Raw genomic sequence first — 24,569 nt, 5'->3', positions numbered from 1 at the left:
TTGATCATACCGGATTATATACCTTCGTTTATCAACCAATTAATCCATGACAAACGAAGAAATCTTTGTAAAAATGGCTGTCGACAGCTGGCAGCAGCAGATCAATGCCACTAACAGCACATTTGATAAGCTTAGTGATGAGCGCCTGATGGACGAAGTATCACCGTCAAAAAATCGCGGCATTTACCTGTTAGGTCATTTAGTAGCCGTTCACGATAGGATGCTGCCTTTGCTGCGGCTCGAAGAGGCTAACTATCCTGAGCTGACCCCAATTTTCATTGAAGCGCCGGATAAAACAATTGCAGATCTCCCGCCGGTAAGCCAGCTAAGAGAGCAATGGAACGCCGTTAACGAAAAACTGCAAAACCATTTCAATAGCCTTTCCCCTTCGGATTGGTTTACCCGGCACGCCAATATTTCGGAAGAAGATTTTATAAAAGAACCGCACCGTAACAGGCTGAATGTATTACTGTCGCGTACTAATCACGTAGCTAACCACCGTGGCCAACTGGCGATGCTGGTAAAATAAAGAAGTCTAAGCCGGTAGCCCCGGCCTTGAATTAAACAGATCAGCCGCGGGGCTAACAATCACTGACCCGGGCTTGTTTCTGTTTCAGCTTCTTTAACAGCAACACCCAGTGTAGCTGTTGCCACGCTTAAAATGGTTGCAATAACCTGTGTGGTGGCTGCCTGCTGCGTGATGTATGCCTGCTGCTGGGCGGTAACTGCGTTTTGGTACGACAAGGCGACAGCATGTAAAACTGCTTCGTCTAAAACCGCATCAGTTATAGTTGTTGCGGGTAATGCATCAGCCGCGGATGCCGAAGCAACGCTTGCTGACTGCGTTTTTACATTTTGAACATCGGATAATGCCTGCCGGGCCGTCTTTGCAAGATTTTGCTGTCCTTGTGCAATTTTGGCAGTGTGCCCGATAGCGACAGCCTCCTTACAAAGCCCGATGAGTTCCTTCAAAGCCTCAACCGTCATTGCGACGGCTCCGTTAAGCTGTGCCTGGAAAACTCTGTTTTCCATTTCGAGTGTTTCGGTAAACGCTCTGCTGGTTTCAATAATTTGTTCCGGAAGGGTGTTGGTTGAATCTGACATATGGATACGTTTAGGATATAAGTTGATTTTTTTACTAAGATAGCCGGTAAATACCGGATTATCAATGATGCGGGGTTATATTCTCATCCTGTGGCAAGATTCATAAATAGCTTACCCAACCGGCTAAAATCAGCGAAAAGGTAAGCTACCGGCTTTCTGACACACGCTGGAGAAAATTATTTCCTCGAAACGATGTCGTCAACCTGTTTTATAAATTGTGCCGGGGTCTCGTCCGGGTAGCCATCCCACTCCTTTAGCACTTTGCCATTTTCATCAACCAGCAAAGTATAAGGAAATTTTCCCTGGCTATTGTATTTATCCGCAAGCGCCTCATTAAGCTTAACCTGTTCTTTACTCAGTTGATTTTTTTTCAGCCTCGGAAAATCAGCTCTCACCAATACCAGGTGAGCAGCGGCATACGATTCGAAATCATTCGATTCCAATATTTCCTTGCGAAGGCGGATACAAGGGCCGCACCAGTCTGAACCTGAAAAATTAATGAGTATAAGCTTATGCTCCTTAACCGCTTCGGTTTTGGCAGTTTCAAAATTACCGAGCCAGGTAGCCCCGCCGGTAAACAGCATGAAAAATATTGCAAGAAGTTTCATTATCTACTTATTTAAATCCTAAATTCAATGATATAACGTTTGATACCAGGTCGGTTGTTTGCGTGTAATGTCCGTATCTTATTTCCAGTTCGTGTAAGTTTTGCCAGCCAAATACGCCAGCAGGCGGCGCTAGCCGGAACCCTACGCCAAAAAACTGGCTGTTGAATTTTGCATATTCATAGTTGCTTGTAAAATATTGCTCCGATGCGTTATGCGTTTCGTAAGGGGCAAAATATTTTGCGGCCGACTGATTATAAAAACGGTAAAACGGCGATATGGAAAGGAACGGCGTTATCTTATACGGCACCTCTATGCCCGCTGTGTTGGATTTAATTCCCCAATTATCTCTGTAATAACGATAGTAAGATCTGATAATGATGTTATCGCCCAGGAAATAATTGAGCCTTATGCCTACCGGAAGTTTAAAACGGGACGACGGCAGGCGTTCAATCGTGTCCTTGCCATTGTTAAAATATACCCTGTGAAATGGCAGACTTAAAAAACCGTGCTGGGTAACCAAATCGCCCAAAAGCATTACCTGCAGCCTCGAATTGATCATCTGCGAATAAGACAATGAGGCTGATAAAGTTGTTCTCGGACTGCTGTCGTAGTTACGCCGGCCCTCGTGATCACCTTCACCAAAATTAGGGTAGGTGCTCGTGACAGGTTCAAATTCTGAGGGATAGATCAGCGTTACCTTATCAAAATAGCCTTGTACTTTAGCCGAAAATTCGCCATTCCTGTCGCTGGTTTTTTGAGAAAAGTGCAGACCGGCGCCTAACGACTGGTAGTTGAATTCGCCTGAATAATAGGCGCCTGCGCCAAAGCTTGTACCCGTTTTAGTATTTTCGGCAGTCCAGTCTAACGAAGGGTACAGCCTTGTGCCGGTGGGAGACGATGCGCCTGTTTTAGACACGTAGGCCTGCGATGCAGCCGAATGATAATCGAAACCCAGCCCCAGTTCCAGTGTATTTTTAATATTGGCTTTATTTTGCCATACCATATTTAGCGTTAAGCCATTGGCAATATCGGTCACCTGCTCGGTGCCGATGCCGCCGGTTACTGCCGAGTGGTTACCTGTCTGACCATAGTAGCTGGTTACAAAGTCGATTTCATCAATATGCAGCTTCCGTGACTTATATCCAGAAGTATCTGTTTTTACAGGGGCCGATAATGTAACCGGAGTTTTGTTTACAGATGTGCTGTCTTTAGTAGCCTGTGCCGATGTGTTTAAACGGCAGAGCAGTGAAAATCCGATGGCGGACAAATATATTTTTCTCATTGATTTCCGTTCCGTTTTTAATTACATCCACAACCGCCGCCCGTTTTGCCGGCATTAGCACCGGAGGCAGCCTCCCTGTACGACTGGAAATTCAATTCATTTTTTTCAACCTTACGATTTCCCAGGGCCATTTCGGAATCGTTTAAGCGGCTTTTTTGATACTCCTTTAAATGCACACACGAGGTGAGGCTGATGGATAGCAGTAAGCAGGCCGCAATACTTGCCGTTAATTTTATCATATAATAGGGGTTATTTAATATTTATATTGTTTGATGTATATAATTTGTCGTCATCATCAATAATGATGGCTTCGATATTTTTTATTTGATTGATCATGTCCAGGCCGGCATTAACACCCATAATGGTGACCGGTGTGGCCATGGATCGGCTATTTCAGCATTGGTGGTAATGATAGTTACACTTTTAATGCCGCTGATGGGCAGCCCGGTGCGGGGATTGATAGTATGTGAATACTTTTTGCCGCCGATAGTTACAAATTTTTCATAGTTGCCTGATGTTGCCACGGCCAGGTTGCTGATTTCCATGTATGAAAATGCCTGGTGAGCATTGTTCGGGTCGGCTACTGCTATTGTCCATTGTTTGCCATCCGGCCGCAATCCCCATGTTGTCAAATCTCCCGAGGCATTTACCACCCCGCTTTCTGCGCCGTGCAATTGCATAACCTGTTTTGCACGTTCTGCGGCATAACCCTTGCCGATGCCGCCAAAGCCGATACGCATGCCTTTTTCCTTTAAAAAAACTGTGCAGTTTTCCTCATCAAGCACAATATTTTTATAGTTGATAAGCCGCACCATTCTTTTTGCAGTTTGCTCGTCGAGCAGCTCGGTCATTTCCTTATCAAAATTCCAGAGCCGTTTATCGATAGACCCATAGGTGATATCAAACGCCCCCTGGGTAAGTCCTGATATTTTTATGGACCGGCTAACCAGGTCAAATGTTTCGCGGCAAACTGGTACGGGCTTAATGCCGGCATTGGCATTAATAATGTTAGTTTCACTCGAATCGTTGAAAGTGGTGAGCAGGGTTTCTATCCGCTGTATCTCTTTAACTCCCGCATCAACTATATGTTCAGCCTGCTGTTGGCTCGTCGCTACAGCACTTAATTCAAAGCGGTTCCCCATCAGCTTACACGCTTTTTTATAAATCTGCAAATCGTTTCCCTTGCTCACCCCGTACTACCTTTAATCTTAAAGAAATAAGCGCATTATTATTGCAATAATAAATTAACATGCTGTAGTAAACATGAAATTTTAAAGAATGCATGAAAGTATCACCATCTATTATCGATACATATTGCTGCTTATTAACGGATATAATTATAAAAAAGTGCACCCTGCCCGGCGAAATGCCGGCAACAGGGTGCCTGAAAAGCTATTGTTATTCTACAGATTATAATCCATCATATAAAAATGTTTCCCTAACCCATGGCTTTCTTGGCAGCAAGTCCGGACGAATGCCGGCCTGGTAAACAAACGATGCGATGATAATAGCCGACTGCTTAAGGTCATCAATGGCCAGGTGATCGTAATCGTCAAGATTGGTATGGTGCGTGTTGTCTTCGTCGAGCGGGTCCTGTATAAACTGGAAGCCGGGAATACCAGCCCAGTCGAACGAGATATGGTCGGTTGAACCGGTGTTTTTTAAAGTTACGGTATTCGCGCCAAGGTCGTGGAAGGGGGCGAACCATTGTTCGAAAACAGGTTTGATGGCCTGGTTCCCCTGGGTGTAAATGCCGCGTATCTTACCGGTTCCGTAATCCATATTAAAATAAGCCGATACTTTTTTCTGTTCGGCATTGGGGGACAGGCCGGCATTGGTGAAATGATTCTTTACATAGTTGTAAGAACCATATAGGCCTTGCTCCTCGCCGTCCCATAGGGCTACCCGGATGGTGCGCTTTGGTTTCAGGCCTAATGAGTCAAGCAGGCGCATGGCTTCCATCACCACGATACATCCTGCGGCATTATCAGTAGCGCCGGTAGAGGATTGCCACGAATCCAGGTGGCCGCCCAGCATCACCAGCTCTGATTTTAGCTTCGGGTCTGTGCCGGGGATTTCTGCAACCACGTTATAGCCTTTGGTATCCGCAGTGGAAAATTTGCCCTGGATATTTAATGAAATCTCCACTTCATGCCCTGATAAAATCAATCGGCTTATACGCTGCCCGTCCTCGTAAGCCATAAGTACTTTTGGCACGCACTCCGGATCGGTAAGTTTATAGCCGATACCTGCCTGTACCAACACACGGCCATTCACATTGTCATACACACCCGAACCAATACGGCCAAGCACCCCGGACTTTTTCAAAATTGTTTCTATCCGCGCGCGTACTTTACTCCTTGAAATAGCGTTTTCTATATCAGCTCTTGACACAGGATGCTGTTCGTCGATAGTATCCAATTCAGCCTGTGTGTAACGTCTGGCCGCGGGCGTAAAATCCTGTAACGACGGCAATGGCTTAGCCGCAACCAATATAATTTTTCCTTTAAAATCTGCGCTGTGTTTGATAAGATAAGTAGTATCATTGATCTGTTGTGAAGAAAGGAGGATGACTTTGCCCCGTACTGTTCCATTGGTATTGCCGCACCATGGCTCGGGGTAGGCATGAAGCGGGGAATAATAAGGCGCCCGCATTAAGATGCTGAAATCCTGTAAATCCCACTGCTTGCCAAATTCGCCGTAGGGCTCCAAAGCTGCGTTGGCCAGTCCCCATGCTTTCATTGTCTTTACAGCCCATGTTGCTGCCCTGGTATACCCTTCTGAGCCCGGCAGCCTTGGTCCGGCAACATCGGTAAGTTCATGGGCAATTTCAGCGATGTGCGAGTTGGTCATTTCTGCATTTCTGATCCTGGTAAATGCAGCTTCATCGATATGTTCCTGCTGCGCGAAACTACCGGAGCCTGCTACCAGTGACAGGGCTAAAAGCAGGCAGAGTTTTTTTTGTATCCTATTCATGGTGAATTAATTTTAACAAAGCTATCCCGGCAGTTTCTAAACCAGGGTTAAATACAGTTAAATAGAGTTAAATCGTATCTTCATACAACGGTAAACGCCAAATTTTGAGGAACTTCGGACCATGGAAAGGCTCAGTCCTAAATATACAACTGCAGTAGTGGCGCTTTCGCTGCTGGTAAGCGGCGGCCTGCAGGCGGCCTGGTTATGGCAGCTTTTTGCGGCGCAAAAAAAACAGCTAAAGGAAGATATTGAGCACACGGTGAGTACCACCTCGCAAACCAGTTGGTACCGGGGAGTTACCTTATTTGAAAAACCAAAGAACCTTAAGCGGGTGAAGCAGCTTTTCTTGTCACCGCAATGGGAACAATTGCGCCGCTCGCTGGACAATATGGTTGAAACCGGCCTGGCATCAAGTTTCGTTATCCAAAGCAATGATGACAGCACCGCGGTGCTCATGAGCTTCCGTGCGCGCGATGCCGCTGAAAGAAAGAATAATCTGCGGCCGGTTACGACCGATACAGGGCTGAGTGAAGAGCAATTACGTAAAAACGATAGCCTGTCGCTTATTTTGATGAAGCAAGACGTGATAACACAATTACGGGAGATGCATGTCACACTGCCGGTATATTATAATATCTATAACTTTGACATGACCAGCCTGCAGGAAAGTAATATGCCGAAGGGCCTGGTTCCCGCGTATAAAAGCAGGGGCTACTTATATGGCGTGCAGGATCACCAAAAGTACCAGTTATGCCTGCCCGCCATAAATTACGCAGTGTGGTACCGTATGCGCTATTACGTGGTTTCTGCTGTGTTGATGATGTTGCTTACCGGTGCCGCGTTTTACTTTATATTACGTCTGCTGCGAAATGTCCGGTTGTATGCCGATGCCAAGGCCGACTTTACCCGCAACATGACGCATGAATTAAAGACCCCGATATCTACTGTATCGCTGGCGCTTGAGTCCATTCAAAAATATAACCTGGCCAGCGACCCTGAAAGGTTGCAAAACTATCTCGATATAAGCAGGCATGAATTGCAGCGGTTAGACCTGATGGTGGAAAAGGCCCTGGACATCGGCGCAGACAATATCTCTGCTATTCCCTTCTCACCTGAACTATACGACGTACAGACGGGCTTACAGCAGGCGGTGGATTCCATGCAGCTGCAATTATTGGACAGCAGTTGCAAAATAGAATTCCATCCGTCGGCCGAGCCCTGTTTTGTGTGGGGCGATCCGGTGCACCTCACTAATATTTTTTATAACCTGGCAGACAACGCTATTAAATACACCGGCAGTGGTTTATTACTCCAGATAAATTGTACCTGTGATAATGAAACGGTTACCATTAATTTTAAAGACAATGGCCCGGGGATAGACAAAATCTATCAAAAAAACATATTTGACAAATATTTTCGAATCCCGGTAAAAGGCAACAGGCACGATGTTAAAGGCTCGGGAATAGGCCTATATTATGTAAAACAGATGGTAGAAAAACATGGGGGAAACATCAAACTTAAAAGCGACCCGGGCAATGGCGCCTGTTTTACAATTACCTTAAAGGCGGCATCATGAGTATAAAAGTTTTATATGCAGAGGACGAACCTTTTTTAGCCCGTATTGTAGCCGATGGATTGAAAAGCAGCGGCTATATTGTGGAGGTAATTGCAGACGGCGGTCATGTTATGGATGCCCATGCCTCAATGAGGCCCGACATCTGTATCCTCGATATCATGCTGCCATCAAAAGACGGCTACACGCTTGCTAAAGAGCTTCGCCGGGCGCAGGCCGATCTGCCCATTATATTTCTCAGCGCAAAAGCGCTTACTGCTGATGTTGTAGAAGGCTTTAAATCCGGCGGTAACGATTACCTGAAAAAGCCCTTTAGCATGGATGAGTTACTGGTGCGGATGGAAGCATTGCTGCAGCGGTTTAAAACCCCTGTTATTAGCAGTGATGCTGCTGAAAGCGTGAAAGTTTACACCTTTGCCAATTGCCGCCTGGATACGGTGCAGCAGCGGTTAAAAACATCTGCCGGTGAACACCCTCTATCTTATAAAGAATGTGCCCTGCTGCAACTAATGCTGCTGAAAAAGAATGATGTGCTGGAACGCCAGGAAGCCCTGCTGAAAATATGGGGCGAAGAAAGCTATTACAATACCCGCAGTATGGATGTGTTTATGACGCATATCCGCAAGATTTTAAAAGACGAACCGGGGGTGCAGATCATGAATTTGAGAGGGGTAGGGTTTAAATTGGTATGTTGAATGTATTGGCAGGGAAGAATGCGGGATGGGCCCGAATAAATTTTTAAGGGCCAACCTGGAGTTTGCCGCGGCTCATTGCCCCGGCCCCTGCAAAAGTATCTGAACGGGCCATTAAGTGCGCAATATTGGTTGAAAAGGGCAAAAAAGATCAGCGTGCCCGTAGGTAGAGCTTGTGGATTTATCTTTTTCTGCCAATATTTGACCCCGCTGCGGCCGCCAATTGTTTTTATAATTCGCTTCGGCTTTTGGCTTGCCGATGCAGACTCGTATCATACAGTCATTGTTACTCAATTAATATCCCCAACTTTCATCATTTTGTTAGCTTTGCCACCGATTAACTGACTAACTTAATGACGAAAATACACGCCACACTAATTTGCGGCCTGGCACTTACCTGCGCCGCTTTTCAATCCGTAAAAGCTCAATTAAATCATCATCCCGCAAACGTTCCCTACTACCACGCAACTGCCGAAAAGATAAACGATCTGATAGACACCAAACTCGACGTACGATTCGACTACCAGCGATCGCATTTAATTGGAAAAGAATGGATCACATTAAAACCGCATTTTTACCCAACAGATTCGGTACGCCTGGACGCCAAATGGATGGATATTAAAACCATCAGCGTTATGCAAAACGGGAAGATGGTGCCGCTGAAATATGACTACCAGGATAGTTTAACCATAGCCGTACGGCTTGACCGCACCTATAAACGGGATGAACGCTATGTGCTTTATATCGACTACGTAGCCAAGCCGAACGATGTGCACAGCAAGCCCGGCTTTAAATACGATGGCAAAGGATTATACTTTGTAAATCCGTTAGGAAAGGAAAAAACCAAGCCGACCCAAATATGGACGCAGGGCGAGGCTGAAAGCTCCTCCTGCTGGTTCCCAACCGTCGATAAACCTGATCAGAAAACAACCGAGCAGATAAGCATGACCGTACCCGCAAAATACACTACCCTCTCGAACGGGTTGCTCATCAGCCAAAAAAACAACCCCGATGGCACGCGTACCGATACCTGGAAACAGTCGCTGCCGCATTGCCCGTATTTGTTTATGATGGCGGTTGGCGAGTTTAAAATTTATAAGGATAAATGGCGCAACAAAGAGGTTAACTATTACCTGGAGCCTGCTTATTTCCCCTATGCCAAACAGATTTTCGGACAAACGCCCGAGATGATGGAGCTTTTTTCGAGGGCGCTTGGCGTTGATTTTGCCTGGGAAAAATATGCACAGGTAGTAGTGCGCGATTACCCGCTTGGCGCGATGGAAAACAGCTCGGCTACCCTGCATGGCGATTATGTGCAGAAAACGCCCTGGGACCTGATCGATGACCCGAACGGTTCCGGCGGAACAACCATTGCCCATGAGCTTTTCCACCAATGGTTTGGCGATCTGGTAACCAACGAGAGCTGGAGCAATGAAACACTGAATGAATCGTTCGCGGTATTTGGCGAGAAATACTGGAATGAGAAAAAATATGGCAAAGACGATGGCGATGCGAAACGTTACGACGAATTGCAGGCTTACTTGAACAACAAAACCGCATACAAGCAAGCCCTTACCCCATTCGTTTACAGCGACGAAGAAGGGGTGAACGGCTCGAATATTTACGATAAGGGAGGCCTGGTTTTAAATATGCTGCGTAACTACCTGGGTGATGAGGCCTTTTTTAAAGGCCTGCAGCTTTATCTGAAAACCCACGCCTTTAAAAATGCCGAGGTACACGACTTGCGGCTAGCCGTGGAAGAAATATCAGGCAGGGACCTGAACTGGTTCTTTAATCAATGGTACTATGGCGCCGGTCACCCGGTGCTGGATATTAACTACCAATGGGACGGCGTTAAACGCCAGGAGAAAGTGTTTATCAGCCAAAAACAGGAAGGGCAAGTATTCCATGCACCTATCGCTGTCGACCTTTATGTTGGCGGTCAGGTAACCCGCAAACAGGTTTGGCTCTCACAAAAAACAGATACGCTTACTTTTAGTTTGCCTGCTAAGCCTGAACTTGTGAATGTTGATGCCGATAAAATTCTCATCACCCAAAAAACCGACCATAAAACTTTACAGGAGTTTGCATATCAATACCACCACGCGCCCCTCTACCTCGACAGGCTGGAGGCTGTTAATGCTGCGAATGGTCAGCAAACAACAAAGGAGGGCTTGGATATTATTTTATCAGCCTTAAAAGATAAATACCATGGTCTTCGCATAAAAGCAATCCGGGATCTTAAAATGGATAGCGTCGAAGTTGCCAAAGCTGCCCTGCCTCTTCTCGTTGATTTAGCACGCCACGATGTAAATTACCCTGTGCAAGCTGCTGCCATTAGCGTTTTGGGCAAAACCAAGTCTAACGATTATACGAATATTTATAAGGCCGCTTTATCCAGCCCGTCATACACCGTAAAAGGAGCTGCGCTTATTGCCCTTAACAATATAGCGGCTGCGGATGCCTTTAACAGCGCCAAAAGTATGCAGGCTGACGGCAAAGGGCAATTGGGCCAGGCCATTGTTACCGTTTATGCTAGCAGTGGCGGAGACGCGGAGTGGCCCTATGTTATCGATGCTTTTGATGAAGCTTCTGTTCAGCAAAAATATAACCTTACGCAAGGGCCACTGACGCAAATGATCTGCCGGTTGAATAACAGTACATATGCACAACAGGGCATCTCCGCTATCAAACAATTTGCTATCAACTTCAAGAGGTTCAACATTGCGCCGAAATTAGTTGCCTCATTGCAGCAAATTGAAGAAGCAAGGAAAAAACTGAACGATACTACCGGCGCGAAAGCAGCGGAGGTTGCGATTGAGGAGATAGATACGCCGAAGGGATAAAATAAACCGCCCGTCCGTACCAGCATCGGACGGGCGATTTATTGAACGATTATTCCTGAACAATTTCCGGGTATTTCCTGATAAAATAGACAGGCGTACAACTCCACGCATGGGCAATAGCTGTTTACAGGGAAAAAACCGTATGGCGATTTTAGTTCGTCAGTTGGGTCGTAAACCTCCGGAAAGTGTCGGCGCCTTTTTTTACCATCCCGCCCCTATAGGATACAAAGGCTTCTTTAGCTTCGGCTTTTGTCCGATTTCCTGCAGCAAGGTGCGGCTTAATCTACCGGGATAAGGATCAGAAGGCGTAGCGTAGCCAACTCAGCGGGCACTTCGCCGATGGTCAGCTTCAGGCACAAGGGCGCATCCATATCGCAGCCAACGTTTTTCGGGTAATGGCACCGCAAAATTTTGCCGTGAATTGTATAACTTTAGCGTTTTCGTTGGCTAGTTATAAGCTATCCCCTCTTATTTTTGGCTATGATAATGCTGTCATATTATTGAAGCAGCATAACCAAATTGTAGCATGCATTTTAACAGCGCGCCGATTTTAACCGAAGTTACAGAACTGTCTTTTTCTGCAATAAATCAAATGCTTGATGAATCCGGGCGTGCCGGTTATCAATTCATCCAACGAACTATTGATGATTGGCAAAATCAAACAAATAAGTTTTCCGGACGGGGAGAAAAGTTGTGGGGGTTATTCCTGGGGTCGGATATGATTGGTATATGCGGGCTTAATAAAGATCCTTATACGCGGGAGCCAAACGTAGGCCGGGTCAGGCATTTATACATCATGGAGGCGTACCGCCGAAAAGGTTATGCCACTTTATTGATAAATATGATCCTGCACGAGGGCAAACAGCATTTCAACTCACTGCGTTTATTTACGGACAATCCGTCCGCTGCAAAGTTTTATGAAAAGCTAGGTTTTCAAAGCGTAAATGGCGATAAAGTAAGTCATATATTCATTTTTGAGCGCGGGCGATAATTTTTTTACTCGCTTATACAAGTTCAGTCGCCCGGGCACTTAAATTAACGCAACGTTGCTATTTTTAAGTAAAAAGCCAATATTTACTTATATCACGTAAGGCGTCAACCGATAAATACTCGAAAATATTATTCATGAAACTCCTCCTCACTTCCGCAGGCATCAGTAATCCAACTATCCATAATACATTAACCGAACTCCTTGCCAAGCCGGTTAGTGAAGCAAAGGCCCTTTTCATCCCTACTGCTATCTATGGCATACGCAACGGCGGCGATATAGTTCGCAGGGTAATTACCGGCGCCTTAGGCGACCCCTTTTGCGATATGGGATGGAAATCATTAGGCCTGCTGGAACTCACTGCGCTACCCAGCATCAAGCGGGATCTGTGGGTACCCCTGCTGGAAGAAACCGACGCACTGCTGGTTGGTGGCGGCGATTGCCAGTACCTCACCTACTGGATGCAGCAATCCGGCCTGGCAGAATTGCTGCCATCGTTGTTGAATAAAATGGTTTACGTCGGCCTCAGCGCCGGCAGTATGATCATGACAAGCTATGGAACCACCTATGGCAATCATGCTTTGCCCGCCGAAACCGACAAATCGCTGGGTCTGCTTGATTTCGCTATTCATCCGCACCTGGATTATCCTGCGTTTCCGGATAATTCCATGGCCGAGCTCGAAAAACTGGCTGCAACGCTACCAATGCCGTCATATTTAATCGATGACCAGACGGCCGTTAAGATTGATGATGGGGTTGTGGAAGTGGTATCTGAAGGAAACTGGAAGCTGGTTGAACGTTAGCTGTTAAGCCAGGCTCCGCCACAAATAAAACACCATATAGGCTTCCCATCCCTTAAATAACTCAAAAAATGCATCAAGTCCGGCTTTGTCCCGCTTATCAGCTATGATGTTTCTGGCTACAAGGGCATTAAGTAATCCGGCATCGCCGTAGGGTATGCAGGCACGTTCGCCGAGGTTTTTCATCAGCACATAGTTTGCTGTCCATATCCCAATACCCTTTATATCAGTCAGGTATTTTTGACGCGGCGGAAAGTCCGGTAATGCCAGCAGTATTTCGCGGCTCAACCGATTATCCGCGAAGCTTTCGGCGATGTTAACCAGGTAAGAGGCTTTGCTGCCGGATAATTGCAGTTCGCGCAAATCGACGACACTTGCGTTTTTGAGTGCCCCAGGCTTGGGAAAGATATGATAAGTTTGGCCTTCAAATGTTAACGTGCTTCCGTATTGCTCGACCAGCCGCCGCTTAAGCTTGTAGGCGAAAGTAAGGTTGATCTGCTGGCCGATTATAGCCCAGGACAGGGTCTCAAATAAATCGGGCATGGCTACCAGGCGAAGACCATGATAGCTTGCGGTCATATCTGCCACCGCCGGATGCCCGGCCAGCAGTTTATAGAAAGGCGTAAGGTCTGTATCAAGATCGAACCAAACACCAACAAAACTACTGATGTAAGCCTCCGTCCTATCCGAAGGCTTGCCGGTGAGCCAATTGATCATCAGTGTACCATCTGTGCAGGAAATTTCAGTCAGTATCTTCTCTCCCTCAACATCAAATGCCCTGCGGACAGTATTGCCTGATATTTTATAAATACAATCATCAAAGCCCCTGTTTAAGTACCAAAGGGATTCAGCCCAGCTAAAAAGATGTGGATGGCAAATGTTGATAGTTGTTGTCAAACCTGTGCAGAGCTATTTATATCTGCGAAAATTCGGTTGGCATCAACATGGTCGAAGTGATCTTACTTACCAGCAATGCATCTGCATATTCGGGCACGGCACTTATTTCATGCCATTGAGTATCGCTGCCAAAATCCTGCCAGCGGGAAGCCTTTTCTTCCATATCACCAAAAGTCACCATGTAAGTAAGGTTAGGCCGCAGCGGCCCGATCACAGTTTCACCCCAGAAAACCGGGTTAAACCCGAGTCGTTTAAAGATGTCGATCTCGCCGCGGTCGTTAAACATCTCTATCTTCTTTTTGCCTGCAGCTTCGCTGGCACTTTGATATTGGCGCAGCTCGAAAATCCGTTTTTTCCTTTCGGGAGCGGTAAGTGATGGAAACTTTTTGAATGCTTTTAACAGCGAGCTTTCAATACGCTCGTAGGCGGGTTGCGTTGCTGGAGCATTTAAATAAGCTGCGCCTTTCCGCTGATATTCCCTGTCATTTTCGAGGGCGTTATTAACTGCGTCGATATGGACGGGACTGTTATACTGCAACAGTGCAAATACTTTTGTCTGCCCCTCAGGCTTCATTTCGGCAAACACGCCAACATGTTTTACGCCTGCACGGTTCAACGCCGGAATAGCGGCATTTTTGAAAAAATCTTCCACCAGCTTTTGCTGCGTCTCGTCTTTTAAATGATAGGCCCGGAGCTCGTAATATTCAGCAGTGGCGTTTAGCGCGTCGTTATTCATGCCATGGCTTGCGATAGGCAGGGCAGCCGCAGCAGCTCCGCCAATAAGAGATGATTTTACAAATGAACGTCGTTTCATATCCGGCTAAGATACGATATCAAATTTAAAATGCCCTGAACAATGGCCTGCTGGTAAAGGGTGAGAACGACCATGGTATCGATAAGAAAATAATCAGTAAGCCAATACTGAACCATATTGCCATGACCTTAAATTTGTCTGCGTCGTTTGTTTTACGTTTAGCCTTTGCAGAGCCTATCGTAATTAAAGTTATGGCGATCAGCATCATGGTAATATGCTCCATCCCGAAAAAACGTATAACCCTTTCATGCACGCCTTCTTTAAAATTATGCAGAAAATAGCTTACAATAGGGCTAACAAAATAAAGCCATAATCCTGCAACCAGTTGTATATGCGCTACGGTAGTAGCGATTGCTCGCGCGCGTTCATCAAACCTGGTATACGCCTTATGGCCTAGCCAGCCCCGGTAGGCGCGATAAATAGCAAATGCCAGGCTCAGCAAAACTAACCAGCGAATGAGGGAATGAAGCGGAAGTAAAAATAAATACATGTAAAGCTTGTATTATAATGGACGATTGAAAGGCGGTGATATTTTAAGCAGTTAACTTCTTTTTAAAACAAACGCTATCGGGCAGATCAATGTAGGGCGGATAGGCGGGGATATTCACGTATCCTGCCTGGCTATACAAGCCCAACGCCTCCTGTTGTTTGCTGCCGGTTTCCAGAACAACATATGCAAAGCCCAGAGATTTTGCCCAGGCTTCCAGCTCGTTTAAAATCATTCTACTGAGGCCTTTCCTCCTGGCATTGGGCCGCACGTACATGCGTTTTATTTCTGCAGTATCATCGCTGTACTTTTTGAAGCAGCCGCAGCCGGCGGGAATGCTACCCAGGTATGCAATTACAACAGTGTCAATATGGCCGATTACATTGTGACCGTCGTACACATCCATAATATTGCCGTTGCGCTCACGCAGGTCGTTGTCTAATTCTTTTATAAGCATACGGAAATCGGCCTCGCCGCTATAGGTTCGCTTTAGGGTGGGGATACTCATACGGCAAAGATAGGAAGGACTTGAACCCGAAGTTTGATCATTGTCACTTTCTCCTGTAAAATTTGAATATATTGCATCCTCCTTTTAAGTACAATTACTATGAGATATTTATTTATCCTTTTCTGCCTGGTAAGCCTGAATTGTTTCGGGCAGGATTATGCCGCACAAATCGCAAAGTTCCGCGAGCAATACAAGAACGACTTTTTAACCGATGCCAATTCGCCATTAAAAAAAGATGATCTGCAATTGCTGCGTTTTTATGATGCCGACAGCAGCTACCGGGTAAATGCGAAGGTTGAAGTATTGCAAAATCAGGCGGAGTTTACCATGCCGGTTTTTAGCGGTACCGGCAGGCAATATGCACGCTACGCTATATTATCATTCACACTTAAAGGCAAACCAGTGCAGCTCACGCTTTACAAGAGTACCGCGCTTTCAAAATTACCACAATATGCCGATTACCTTTTCCTGCCTTTTACCGACGATACCAATGGCAGTACAACTTACGGCGGCGGACGGTATATTGATATGCGTACAGGAGACATTAAGGGCGATGTGGCTGTTGTTGATTTCAACCGGGCCTATAATCCGTATTGTGCGTTTAGCGCCGGTTACAGTTGTCCGAAGCCGCCGGATGAAAACCATTTGGAGATTGCCGTTGAGGCTGGCGAAAAGAACTTTGCGGGAGCAAAAAAGCATTAAGAATTGATCCTTCCGGTTTGAGATTTATATAAACTGACAACACCCTGTAGTGATTTGTAATATAGCCGCGGGACAAATTTTACCATGCTAGCGATACAGATAATTTATGCACCTGGCAGGATAATTGGCCTGAATGCACCCTTATAATGGCATTTCTTCCCATCCTTTAATTTACGCGGTCGCTTTAAGTTTGTACATAAATAGTCAGACAATATGAGCGCCACAAAAAAAGTTATCCTTACCGCCGAAACCAGGATCAATGCCCCCATAGCAAAGGTTTGGGAACTGTGGAATAATCCCGAAGATATTAAACAGTGGAATACACCCGATGCCGGCTGGCATACTTCGCACGCTGAAAACGATCTGCGCCCCGGCGGCCGCTTTCTGTATGTTATGGAAATGAAAGATGGCAGCTTCAAATTTAATTTCCGGGGTACTTATGACGAGGTTAAACCTTATGAGTTCATCCGGTACACGCTGGACGATGGCCGGAAATCAACGATTACTTTTGCTGATGACAAACCTGTAAAGTTGACCGAAACTTTTGAACCTGATGCCAATCAATCCTTTGACATGCAACAGGAGTTTTGTAAAGCGGTGCTTGACAAGTTTGCAAAGTATGCAGAGGGTAAAAGCTGAAACTAACGATGAATGTACTATTGTTTTGATGCCCCATCGCTAAATTATCGCGGTTATTTTTATTTACAACATTGCTAAGGCTTCACAGCCACTTTATTTAAAAAAAACACCCGGCTTTTTTCGCAATCTATTGCATTATTCATTCTGTATCAGTAAGTTTGGTAAACCAAACCCTAATTAACAGATCATTTGATGTTTGTTATTAAACCTTAAAACATTTCCTATGTATTACCTCATTTTACTTATCCTCGGCGGAATCGTTGTGATCGTGTCGAAGGAATCTTCGATGCTCCGTAATGAAATATTTAATGATGCGAACTTTTGCAAGCTGGCCGCAAACATGAAAAACGCGAAGAAAGCCAGGCCATCATTTAGTCTGGGCCGTTCGCAGCTGGCATTCTGGACAGTAATAGTTATCAGCTCATTTATTTATGTGTTTCTGGAATGCTCTACCAGGCAAAATTTTGCCATCCCTGCCCTAAATGATGTCAACCTGGCGCTGCTCGGCATAGCCGCGGGCACGACATTGGTTTCTAAAACCATCGACAACAGCCAGAAGGATACGCAGGGTGATGCCATACCGCAGCAGGATTATCCCTCGAAAGGCTTTTTTATCGATATAATATCTGATGAGAAGGGCGTCAGTGTTCACCGGCTTCAGAATGTTATCTGGACTATTGTAGTAGGGGCCATTTACATCGGGTTTGTAGCTACTCATCCGCAATTGCCCGACAGTACCATCATCACCACACAGTTGCTTGCCATGATGGGCATAAGTACAGGCGCTTATCTGGGTTTAAAAATCAACGAAAATAAGAATGCGCCTGTCAGTGAGGATACCGTGAATGTAAACGCGGCCCCTGTCCCTCCACCGGTGCCTCCGCCAGCCCCTGTTGCACCTGTGCCGAACCTTAAACCGCAGGGCGACGGCGCCACGCCTGGGTCAGGCGGCAATCCGCCCGCAAGTAATTCTTAACCGGCTTTCGCCGGCAAACAGTTTTATTAAATTACAGAGCTATGGAATTGTTAAAAATTGGCAGTTCGGGAAATTTGGTATCCTACCTGCAGCGAAAATTAAATATAACCGAAACAGGGACTTTTGATGGCCCAACAGATGCAGCCGTTAGAAAGTTTCAAACAGACAACCAACTGGTAACGGACGGAGTGGTTGGCGGTAACACCTGGACAAAAATCTACCTGGCGACAGAGAAGCCCAGAGCAGCGACGGGAAGGATAGACAGGCATAACGATATACTGCACCTTCACCCCATTGTACGGGTGGCCGTTGTTAAGGTATTTGTTCAATTACAGGCGGAAGGAATACCTTTCAGAATATACGAGGCATTCAGGTTTCCCGAACGACAGGCCGACCTATATGCGCAGGGGCGCACCAAGCCTGGCGACATCGTTACGTATGCGCTGCCATGGCACTCATATCATCAGTACGGCCTGGCAGTTGACTTTGTATTGCTGGTCAATGGCGACTGGAGCTGGGACAGTGGCGGCGCAAAGGCCGCCTGGTGGAGCCGTATGCATGAGCTTGGAGCAAACGAGGGCTTAATGAGGCTGCATTTTGAAATCCCCCATCTGCAATTGGCGGGCACAAGTTCCAGCGCGCTCCGTCATGGTGTTTATCCGCCAAATGGAGATAAATCGTGGTATGATAATTTTTTAAGCGCCCGCAATACCGCTTAAATCTGCTTCATTGTGTAATTGCCGACTGGGTAACTTAACCGGCGGTATAATGGCGACAAAAAAGCAAGGCCCCTGATGGGCAGGGGCACTTACTAACCAATTATAAACCTAAACGATGAGAAGACATTTTAATGAGGCGTGAGAACGGATTCGAACCGCTGTAAAAAGTTTTGCAGACTCCCGCCTAACCACTTGGCCACTCCGCCGCTTTTTTCAACCTACCCGGAAGTTGGGGGAGGGCACCCCCGCCTTACCGAATAAGAAACCTAAGAAAAATTAAACCTAATTAATCATTTAAAAATGAAGGTTTTTGAAAGCGCAGCCAAGCGCCTATAGCTAAATTCTAGACATAGCTATGCCCTGTAAAAATTTGAAAACCTGAATAAATTAGTATATCGTGGTAGCGAAGAAATTATCGCCTTGTTCAGCAACAACAATAACAGCATATGGCCTTTTCCAGCAGGCGCATTCGCATTTGGCTCGCAGTATATATGCGGTTGGTATTCATTTTTGTTTCCTTTTTCGATTAGCTACAAAGCAAATGTAGAGAGAAAAATGATAATTGCAAATTAAATCTATAAAAAAGATAGATTTAATAGATTATTATTCAAATTAACGCCTTTTAGTTCTAATCTATCTCAGGTTACGCTGATTGTCTAAAGAATTTACTGCTTTATTAAAATTATACATAACGGATATTTCGCTAACTTCACTGCAAACATTTATTGGTTATCAAAACCTTAACCCAACTCATTTTATGCCTCATTCAAATCTTACTACCCCCGGTGTGTATATCAACGAAATAAATGCTTTCCCCAATTCAATAGTACCTGTTGCAACAGCGGTGCCGGCCTTTATCGGTTACACACCGCAGACCGCGTATGAGGGCAAGCCATATAATAATGTACCTCAAAAAATATCGTCATTTGCAGAGTTCCAGGCTATATATTGCCCCCCCAATCCACCAGCCCCTGCCGATCCTGCAAAACAATATTACCCTCAGTACTACCTGGTTCAGCAAAAATCGCAGCCTGCTAATAACGACTATATACTGATCAACGGCAATTATTATGCGCTGTTACCCGATGCCAGCACCATTTACTATTTATATAACAGCGTCCGCCTGTTTTATCAGAATGGCGGCGGTGATGCTTATATCGTGTCAGTAGGCGGTTATGGGGCGCCGTCATCAAAACCAATGGATCCCGGCGCACAGATTGTTAATCCGAATGTGCAGTTGAATGATTTGCTGGGTGGTTTAAAGCTACTTTTGAACGAGCCGGCGCCGACCATGTATATCTGTCCTGAAGCAACCCTCCTATCGATTGCTGATAATTCTACCTTGATGCAGGAAATGTTGCTGCAATCATCGGACATGGGGACTTGCATAAGTTTATTTGATATTATCGGCGGCCGCAACCCCGATCCCGTTCTCTATACCAATGATATAGCAACTTTCAGGAACGGCACCGGCAATAACGGTCTCAATTACGGTTGCGCCTATTATCCGTTTGTGGGTACAACTATCACACAAAATTCCGAAATTGATTACACCAATATCTTTGGCGGTGATGTTGCACAGCTGATGCCTTTGCTTAATCCTGCGAGCAACCCTAACCCAGCCGCGGCGACCATTTTAAATGAAATTATAAATTCACCCGGCGCATACACAGCAAGCCAATACAATAGCGCGTTAATTAATGCCAGCCCATTATATGCCGCCATTCTGAAGCATATCCTGGCAGATGTTAACCTGCTGCCGCCAAGCGGCGCTCTGGCAGGGGTGATGACAACTGTCGACAATCAATCCGGCGTTTGGACCGCTCCGGCAAATACATCCATCGTCAGCGCAGTATCACTGCCCATCAGGCTCTCTGATAGTCAGCAGGCCGACTTGAATATTGATGCTGTCACAGGTAAATCTATCAATGCCATCCGTTTTTTTAACGGCCTGGGTATATTGATCTGGGGGGCGCGGACACTGGATGGTAACAGCCAGGACTGGCGATATTTGTCCACACGCCGGACTGTTACCATGATAGAGCAATCGTGCAAACTGGGGGCGGAGGCTTTCGTTTTTCAGCCCAATGACAAAAACACATGGAGTGCGGTTACAGCTATGATCAGCAGCTTTTTGACATCGTTATGGAAAGAGGGTGGTTTGCTGGGGGCCTCTCCTTCCGATGCGTTTTCGGTTGCCTGCGGGTTAGGCACTACCATGACCAGCGACGAAATACTGAACGGATTGATGAATGTAACCATACAGGTTGCCGTAGTACACCCGGCAGAGTTTATAGTGATAACGTTTCAGCAGATAATGCCGGTAAGTTAAGCGGACGCAGCAAATGCCTTATCCGCTTAAATAATTGCTTCATTATACTACAGGCTGGGCAGCGTTGTAACCCCTAGCTGGGTGCTCAGCCTGTCCATGCTTTCAAAAAACTCCTTGCCGGGGCGCTCGGTCGGTACCGGCGGTAGTTCCATGGCCTGCGCTGGCCGGCTGAATCGAATAAACAGCTCTTCGAAACCGCCTGGTGTTATCAGTAACAAAACTGTTGCGGTATCGGTAAGCAACTTGAATGTATGGGCCGTCAGTCTGGGCGAGTGTACATAATCGCCAGGTTTTGCATGGATAACGCGTTCGCCGATTTCGTACTGCACTTCGCCATCAAGGATGAAGTAGCTCTCGTCTTCTTTTGTATGGATATGCGGCGGCGGGGCAAAACCTTTTCTTAGTGTGCATTTAATCAAGCTAAAGGCGCCTTGAGTTTCTTCCGCAGTGGTTAAAAAGGTAAAAAGATTAGGTCCGTACCAGCGGGAGCGTTCCAGTAACTGATCGCCGGTAACGTGCACTATTGGGTTAACGATTTGTTCGGTCATGATTTTTAATAATTTATTGATCACAAAGGTACCGGCATGGGCCGGGCAGCGAATCAGCCAAATGGTGGATTTTTCAGTTTATCAACCCGTAATCTCTGGCCTTTATTATGGCTTCGGTCCGGTTAGCGGCCCCGAGCTTTTGATAAATATTCAGTGTATGCGTTTTTACCGTGCTTGGCGAGATAAAAAGACTATCGGCGATAGCCCGGTTGGCAGCGCCTTTCGACAATAAATTCAGCACATCCAGCTCGCGCGCCGAAAGCGGGTTTAAGTGGTAATCACCGGGCGCTTGCCGTGCGGCCACCTCGTCGTTTTTCCGTGCGCGCGCATTTTCGATAGCCTTACTGATAAACACCGCCAGCGTCTTCAGAATCTCTAACGAATGCTGCGTATAAGCGTTTTTTACAGGCGTGCGTACCGACAGCAGGCCGATGATTTCCTGGTTTATCATCAAGGGCACATACATTAGCGACGCGGGCTCCAGCCCATGCAATGCAGTGATGCGCGCTGGCAGATAGCGCTGGTATTCGTTTTCAAAATCATTGATAAATACTTCCTTTTTGTTGGCAAAAACCCACCCTGAAAACCTTTCGGTACTATGTGCATAAATAGAAAATGCCGGCATCTTTTTGCCATTTTCCCGGGTGCCGGTATATTCAAAACGCTGCGAAACCGGGTTGTACAAACCTATAGCAAACGAATAAGCATCCATCAGGCGGTTTACATGCTGATAAACAGTATCGATTATTTGCTCAACCGTAAACTCCGACAGAATAGACGCACCGATTTGGTTAAGCACCCTGAGAGTGATCAGCGAATCGGTTTCGTTATGCTCACTGGCCATATAGCTAAGATAAGCAAGGCAGATGGGTTTAGCAATAGCCAGAGTTTTAGACAAAGCGATTGAGGTGGTGCAACTTTAAATAATGTGAGTTCGATATAAGTAAAATAGATGTATAACTACGGTTCTCTTCCCACAAACTTCCTGGTCGCTTCACCCTGCAGCTCAAGTCCTCTCCTTTGGAGAGAATTCAGGTGAGGCAGGCACAAAGCTTAAGGGTTTCTACGCTTATATTGAACCCGGCATCAAATCTCATTTTGAATTAAAGCCAGAATCTGTTAACTTAACATCTGTTTATCAATACCTTATTATTACATCCTAACTTATCAGTATCATGGCAGCAAAAAAAGACGAGCCAAAATTCTACCTTGGCATATGTATGGCGGGCGCCGTATCGGCTGGAGCATACACCGCCGGCGTTATGGATTATTTACTGGAAGCACTTGAAGCCTACGAAAAAAAGAGGGGCACCGGGGGTTATCCGTCTCACCGCATTGAAATCCCCGTTATCGGCGGCGCCTCGGCAGGCGGGATGACCTCGATCATCACCGCGGCTGCGCTGCAACAAGGCATTACCCCCGTAAAAGAACCCGGTGCAGACCTGATGGCCGAGCGCCCCGAAAATATGCTGTACCATTCCTGGGTGGACCTTACGGATGAAGATATGTTTGCCAAAATGCTGGACACCGGCGATATTAAAGACGCAGAGGTAGAGTCTGCCTTTAACTGTATGTTTATAGACGAGGTGGCCAAACGGACCATCACGCCCGCAAAATCCGCCGCCATCAACTGGCAAACGCGCCCTGAGTACATCTCGCCGGATATGAAACTGTTCACCACCCTTAGCAACCTGCAGGGTTTTAATTACGATGTGCTGTTTAATTCTGCCAATACATCAGTACCGAAACGCCCTTATTACATGGCGTTGCATAACGATTATGCCTGCTTTCAGCTAAACTGGAAAAAAGGGGCGCGTACCCCGGCCGGGTGGATGCCACTGAATATAGAGCATGGCGAAAGTGCAAAAGAAGCGATGCAATCCGCCATGGCAACGGGCGCATTCCCGGTAGGCCTTAAAGCACGCGAAGTTACCCGGCCCGCCAAAACCGTAAATAACGACGGCCTGTTTACCCCTAACGTATTAAAGGCGATACAAATAGACGAGGACCCTTATACAACCCTGAACATAGATGGCGGGATGATTAACAATGAGCCGTTTGACAAGGTGCGGCAGATATTAAAGGACGTAAGCGGCCAGCAGGAATCTGCCGACTACGAGAACTATAAGAAATTTAAATCCACCATCATCATGGTGGCGCCTTTCCCGAGCAATAAACCATCGATCATTAATAAATCAGCTAAGCTGCTTAATGTTATTGGACTGACGCTCTCGGCAATGATAAGCCAGATGCGGTCAAGGCCCTGGCAAATAGATGATGCCCTTGCCGACGGCTGCGCCGGGCAGTTTTTAATTGACCCCGCCCGCAAATTTATAAAGCCCGACGGCGACCCCATCAGTATCGACGGCGAGCGGGCCATTGCCTGCGGCGCACTGGGCGGCTTTAGCGGTTTTTTGAATAAAAACTTCCGCGTGCACGACTACTTTTTAGGAAGGCACAACTGTAAAATATTTCTGCGCGATTACTTTACCATACCGGACGATGCCAAAAATGCGAACCCCATTTTCAGGGAGGGCTATAAAGACATAACCGGCGACAAATACCGCTCGACAGTGCCCGGCGACGGCGGCTGGCAGATCATCCCGATAGTTGACGACGATGTAGACTATACCTTTCCGAAACTGTTCAAGCCTTATGATAAAAACTGGCCCGTGCAGCCCCCGGAGGCTATTGATAAGTACGAGGCAGCTATGGCAAAGCGCGTACAAGCCGTAATTTTAAACATTGAAAAGTTTAAGCCGATGGTAAAATTTGCGTTGCGCATTGGCGTGCTGCTGTTGCGCGGCAGCATGGCCCGGACCATTTTAGGCACCATTAAAAAGGAGCTGAAAACCTGGCACCTGATGCATTAGCCCAATAAAAAGTATGAACTTTTTTCAGGACAACGCATCAAAGCGTTCCGTTTTTGCGCGGAACGCCTCGAAACAACATGGAACATTCTGTTTATCAGTTAGATAACGTTTTTACTGTTTATAACTAATTGATATTCAATTGTTTGATTAGGGGTTTACACTTTTTTAACAGCTCAATAATTAACTAATTGATAAACAAATGATT

General features: G+C 46.2%; 24 protein-coding genes and 1 tRNA gene. 12 read left to right on the top strand and 13 right to left on the bottom strand.

Annotated features, from left to right (window positions below):
- Positions 1 to 46: 46 nt before the first annotated feature.
- The gene (locus Q3W13_RS05515) at positions 47 to 529 is read left to right on the top strand and encodes a DinB family protein (protein WP_302861973.1); all 483 of its coding nucleotides are present in this window, start codon (positions 47 to 49) and stop codon (positions 527 to 529) included.
- Positions 530 to 588: 59 nt separating this feature from the next.
- Here Q3W13_RS05515 and Q3W13_RS05510 read toward each other — a convergent pair whose 3' ends face one another.
- From Q3W13_RS05510 to Q3W13_RS05485, 6 genes are all read right to left on the bottom strand, one after another.
- Positions 589 to 1,104, bottom strand: a complete 516-nt coding sequence (locus tag Q3W13_RS05510) for a RebB family R body protein (protein ID WP_302861972.1) — start codon at positions 1,102 to 1,104, stop codon at positions 589 to 591.
- A gap of 176 nt (positions 1,105 to 1,280) precedes the next feature.
- On the bottom strand, positions 1,281 to 1,712 hold the full coding sequence (locus Q3W13_RS05505; protein ID WP_302861971.1) for a thioredoxin family protein: 432 nt from the start codon (positions 1,710 to 1,712) through the stop codon (positions 1,281 to 1,283).
- 7 nt (positions 1,713 to 1,719) lie between these two features.
- Positions 1,720 to 2,994 carry a DUF3570 domain-containing protein gene (locus Q3W13_RS05500; protein WP_302861970.1) on the bottom strand — a complete coding sequence of 425 codons (1,275 nt, stop codon included), beginning with the start codon at positions 2,992 to 2,994 and terminating at the stop codon, positions 1,720 to 1,722.
- A 17-nt stretch (positions 2,995 to 3,011) separates the two neighbouring features.
- Positions 3,012 to 3,233 (bottom strand): DUF4266 domain-containing protein, encoded by a 222-nt coding sequence (locus tag Q3W13_RS05495; RefSeq protein ID WP_302861969.1) that lies wholly within the window; start codon positions 3,231 to 3,233, stop codon positions 3,012 to 3,014.
- A 93-nt stretch (positions 3,234 to 3,326) separates the two neighbouring features.
- The gene (locus Q3W13_RS05490) at positions 3,327 to 4,184 is read right to left on the bottom strand and encodes an FAD:protein FMN transferase (RefSeq protein WP_302861968.1); all 858 of its coding nucleotides are present in this window, start codon (positions 4,182 to 4,184) and stop codon (positions 3,327 to 3,329) included.
- Positions 4,185 to 4,404: 220 nt separating this feature from the next.
- Positions 4,405 to 5,970, bottom strand: a complete 1,566-nt coding sequence (locus Q3W13_RS05485) for a M20/M25/M40 family metallo-hydrolase (RefSeq protein ID WP_302861966.1) — start codon at positions 5,968 to 5,970, stop codon at positions 4,405 to 4,407.
- A gap of 121 nt (positions 5,971 to 6,091) precedes the next feature.
- On the opposite strand from Q3W13_RS05485, the gene Q3W13_RS05480 reads away from it, so the two are divergent.
- The 5 genes from Q3W13_RS05480 (at position 6,092) to Q3W13_RS05460 (ending at position 12,872) form a co-directional block, all read left to right on the top strand.
- The gene (locus Q3W13_RS05480; RefSeq protein ID WP_302861965.1) at positions 6,092 to 7,546 is read left to right on the top strand and encodes a sensor histidine kinase KdpD; all 1,455 of its coding nucleotides are present in this window, start codon (positions 6,092 to 6,094) and stop codon (positions 7,544 to 7,546) included.
- Complete coding sequence (locus Q3W13_RS05475; RefSeq protein WP_302861963.1) at positions 7,543 to 8,238, top strand: response regulator transcription factor; 696 nt, start codon at positions 7,543 to 7,545, stop codon at positions 8,236 to 8,238. Before Q3W13_RS05480 ends, Q3W13_RS05475 begins: the two co-directional genes overlap by 4 nt.
- A gap of 350 nt (positions 8,239 to 8,588) precedes the next feature.
- A complete protein-coding gene (locus Q3W13_RS05470) occupies positions 8,589 to 11,081 on the top strand; it encodes a M1 family metallopeptidase (protein WP_302861961.1) in 2,493 nt (830 codons plus the stop codon).
- 526 nt (positions 11,082 to 11,607) lie between these two features.
- Positions 11,608 to 12,072 carry a GNAT family N-acetyltransferase gene (locus tag Q3W13_RS05465; RefSeq protein WP_302861959.1) on the top strand — a complete coding sequence of 155 codons (465 nt, stop codon included), beginning with the start codon at positions 11,608 to 11,610 and terminating at the stop codon, positions 12,070 to 12,072.
- A gap of 134 nt (positions 12,073 to 12,206) precedes the next feature.
- The gene (locus Q3W13_RS05460; protein WP_302861958.1) at positions 12,207 to 12,872 is read left to right on the top strand and encodes a Type 1 glutamine amidotransferase-like domain-containing protein; all 666 of its coding nucleotides are present in this window, start codon (positions 12,207 to 12,209) and stop codon (positions 12,870 to 12,872) included.
- A 3-nt stretch (positions 12,873 to 12,875) separates the two neighbouring features.
- Here Q3W13_RS05460 and Q3W13_RS05455 read toward each other — a convergent pair whose 3' ends face one another.
- The 4 genes from Q3W13_RS05455 to Q3W13_RS05440 are packed head-to-tail and all read right to left on the bottom strand — an operon-like array spanning position 12,876 to position 15,575.
- Positions 12,876 to 13,766 (bottom strand): DNA-3-methyladenine glycosylase, encoded by an 891-nt coding sequence (locus Q3W13_RS05455; RefSeq protein WP_302861956.1) that lies wholly within the window; start codon positions 13,764 to 13,766, stop codon positions 12,876 to 12,878.
- A gap of 16 nt (positions 13,767 to 13,782) precedes the next feature.
- Complete coding sequence (locus tag Q3W13_RS05450) at positions 13,783 to 14,580, bottom strand: NIPSNAP family protein (protein ID WP_302861955.1); 798 nt, start codon at positions 14,578 to 14,580, stop codon at positions 13,783 to 13,785.
- 25 nt (positions 14,581 to 14,605) lie between these two features.
- Complete coding sequence (locus Q3W13_RS05445; RefSeq protein ID WP_302861954.1) at positions 14,606 to 15,070, bottom strand: hypothetical protein; 465 nt, start codon at positions 15,068 to 15,070, stop codon at positions 14,606 to 14,608.
- Positions 15,071 to 15,113: 43 nt separating this feature from the next.
- Entirely contained in the window at positions 15,114 to 15,575 is a 462-nt protein-coding gene (locus Q3W13_RS05440) for a GNAT family N-acetyltransferase (RefSeq protein ID WP_302861953.1), read from the bottom strand.
- Between the two features lie 99 nt (positions 15,576 to 15,674).
- Between Q3W13_RS05440 and Q3W13_RS05435 the strand changes: the two genes are divergently transcribed.
- The 4 genes from Q3W13_RS05435 to Q3W13_RS05420 all read left to right on the top strand — a co-directional run bounded on the left by Q3W13_RS05435 (position 15,675) and on the right by Q3W13_RS05420 (position 18,611).
- A complete protein-coding gene (locus Q3W13_RS05435; RefSeq protein ID WP_302861952.1) occupies positions 15,675 to 16,277 on the top strand; it encodes a DUF1684 domain-containing protein in 603 nt (200 codons plus the stop codon).
- Positions 16,278 to 16,490: 213 nt separating this feature from the next.
- On the top strand, positions 16,491 to 16,916 hold the full coding sequence (locus Q3W13_RS05430; protein ID WP_302861951.1) for an SRPBCC domain-containing protein: 426 nt from the start codon (positions 16,491 to 16,493) through the stop codon (positions 16,914 to 16,916).
- A 223-nt stretch (positions 16,917 to 17,139) separates the two neighbouring features.
- A complete protein-coding gene (locus Q3W13_RS05425) occupies positions 17,140 to 17,892 on the top strand; it encodes a hypothetical protein (protein ID WP_302861950.1) in 753 nt (250 codons plus the stop codon).
- A gap of 41 nt (positions 17,893 to 17,933) precedes the next feature.
- Positions 17,934 to 18,611, top strand: coding sequence for a peptidoglycan-binding protein (locus tag Q3W13_RS05420; protein WP_302861948.1), 678 nt, complete (start codon positions 17,934 to 17,936; stop codon positions 18,609 to 18,611).
- Positions 18,612 to 18,745: 134 nt separating this feature from the next.
- Here Q3W13_RS05420 and Q3W13_RS05415 read toward each other — a convergent pair.
- A tRNA-Cys gene (locus Q3W13_RS05415) sits at positions 18,746 to 18,817 on the bottom strand.
- A gap of 551 nt (positions 18,818 to 19,368) precedes the next feature.
- Between Q3W13_RS05415 and Q3W13_RS05410 the strand changes: the two genes are divergently transcribed.
- Positions 19,369 to 20,943: a phage tail sheath C-terminal domain-containing protein gene (locus Q3W13_RS05410; RefSeq protein ID WP_302861947.1), complete on the top strand. Its 1,575-nt coding sequence runs from the start codon at positions 19,369 to 19,371 to the stop codon at positions 20,941 to 20,943.
- 47 nt (positions 20,944 to 20,990) lie between these two features.
- On the opposite strand, the gene Q3W13_RS05405 is transcribed toward Q3W13_RS05410, so the two are convergent.
- Both Q3W13_RS05405 and Q3W13_RS05400 read right to left on the bottom strand, forming a co-directional pair.
- Entirely contained in the window at positions 20,991 to 21,491 is a 501-nt protein-coding gene (locus Q3W13_RS05405; RefSeq protein WP_302861946.1) for a cupin domain-containing protein, read from the bottom strand.
- 73 nt (positions 21,492 to 21,564) lie between these two features.
- Entirely contained in the window at positions 21,565 to 22,389 is an 825-nt protein-coding gene (locus Q3W13_RS05400) for a LuxR C-terminal-related transcriptional regulator (RefSeq protein ID WP_302861945.1), read from the bottom strand.
- Between the two features lie 277 nt (positions 22,390 to 22,666).
- Here Q3W13_RS05400 and Q3W13_RS05395 point away from each other — a divergent pair, with 277 nt between their 5' ends.
- On the top strand, positions 22,667 to 24,364 hold the full coding sequence (locus tag Q3W13_RS05395) for a patatin-like phospholipase family protein (protein ID WP_302861944.1): 1,698 nt from the start codon (positions 22,667 to 22,669) through the stop codon (positions 24,362 to 24,364).
- Positions 24,365 to 24,569: the final 205 nt, after the last annotated feature.

Source organism: Mucilaginibacter sp. L3T2-6 (assembly GCF_030519355.1).
GTDB lineage: Bacteria > Bacteroidota > Bacteroidia > Sphingobacteriales > Sphingobacteriaceae > Mucilaginibacter.
This window is presented reverse-complemented; position numbering and strand designations above follow the sequence as displayed.